This is a genomic window from Pseudomonas sp. NPDC086112, assembly GCF_044746425.1.
Taxonomy (GTDB): Bacteria; Pseudomonadota; Gammaproteobacteria; order Pseudomonadales; family Pseudomonadaceae; genus Aquipseudomonas.
Genome location: NZ_JBIVCD010000099.1, coordinates 515 through 1,949 on the forward strand (window position 1 = coordinate 515; position 1,435 = coordinate 1,949).

The window sequence follows — 1,435 nt, forward strand, 5'->3', positions numbered from 1 at the left end:
CTGGACGGCCGTATTGACCGCCTGTCCGTGGTGTCCAACAAGTTCATCAACACCATGACGCAATCGCCTACCGTGGAGCAGTTGATTCCATTGGTGGCAACCCCGGATCAAGAACTCAAGCACCACTGGGATTATCTGTACGAACCGGACGCCAAAGAGCTGCTTGACGGCTTGATGGTCCGTTACGTGGAGTCGCAGGTCTACCAGGCGGTGGTCGAGAACAACGCGGCTGAACAAGCTGCGCGGATGATCGCGATGAAGAACGCTACCGACACCGCCGGTGATTTGATCAGCGATTTGCAGCTGGTCTACAACAATGCGCGTCAGGCTGCGATCACCCAAGAGATCTCGGAAATAGTAGTCGGCGCAGCCGCGGTTTAACGGTTCAAATATTCAGAGGATCCAGCTATGAGTAGCGGACGTATCGTTCAAATCATCGGCGCCGTTATCGACGTGGAATTTCCACGCGACAGCGTACCGAGCATCTACAACGCGCTGAAAGTAGTGAGCGCGGCCGAAACCACCCTGGAAGTTCAGCAGCAGCTGGGCGACGGCGTGGTTCGTACCATTGCGATGGGTTCCACCGAGGGCTTGAAGCGCGGTCTGGAAGTCAATGACTCTGGCGCAGCCATCTCCGTACCAGTCGGTAAAGCGACCCTGGGCCGGATCATGGACGTTCTGGGTAACCCGATCGACGAAGCTGGCCCGATCGACACCGAAGAGCGCTGGGGCATTCACCGTCCTGCGCCAACCTTCGCTGAACAAGCGGGCGGCAACGACCTGCTGGAAACCGGCATCAAGGTTATCGACCTGGTTTGCCCGTTCGCCAAGGGTGGTAAAGTCGGTCTGTTCGGTGGTGCCGGTGTAGGCAAAACCGTAAACATGATGGAACTGATCCGTAACATCGCCATCGAGCACAGCGGTTATTCCGTGTTCGCCGGTGTGGGTGAGCGTACTCGTGAGGGTAACGACTTCTACCACGAGATGAAGGATTCCAACGTTCTGGACAAAGTGGCACTGGTTTACGGTCAGATGAACGAGCCGCCGGGTAACCGTCTGCGCGTAGCACTGACCGGCCTGACCATGGCCGAGAAGTTCCGTGACGAAGGTAACGACGTTCTTCTGTTCGTCGACAACATCTATCGTTACACCCTGGCCGGTACTGAAGTATCCGCACTGCTGGGCCGTATGCCTTCCGCAGTAGGTTACCAGCCGACCCTGGCCGAAGAGATGGGTACTCTGCAAGAGCGTATCACTTCGACCAAAAACGGTTCGATCACCTCGATCCAGGCGGTATACGTACCGGCGGATGACTTGACTGACCCGTCGCCAGCGACCACCTTCGCCCACTTGGACGCCACCGTCGTTCTGTCCCGTGACATCGCTTCCCTGGGTATCTACCCGGCGGTCGATCCACTCGCCTCGAGTTGGCGCC

At 57.6% G+C, this 1,435-nt stretch carries 2 protein-coding genes; both read left to right on the forward strand.

The window, feature by feature from the left end:
* Positions 1–381 (forward strand): F0F1 ATP synthase subunit gamma (locus ACIPLA_RS28215; RefSeq protein WP_401177751.1); only part of this gene is annotated, 381 nt, incomplete at its 5' end.
* A 27-nt stretch (positions 382–408) separates the two neighbouring features.
* A partial coding sequence (gene atpD, locus ACIPLA_RS28220) for a F0F1 ATP synthase subunit beta (RefSeq protein ID WP_401177753.1) occupies positions 409–1,435 on the forward strand: 1,027 nt, incomplete at its 3' end.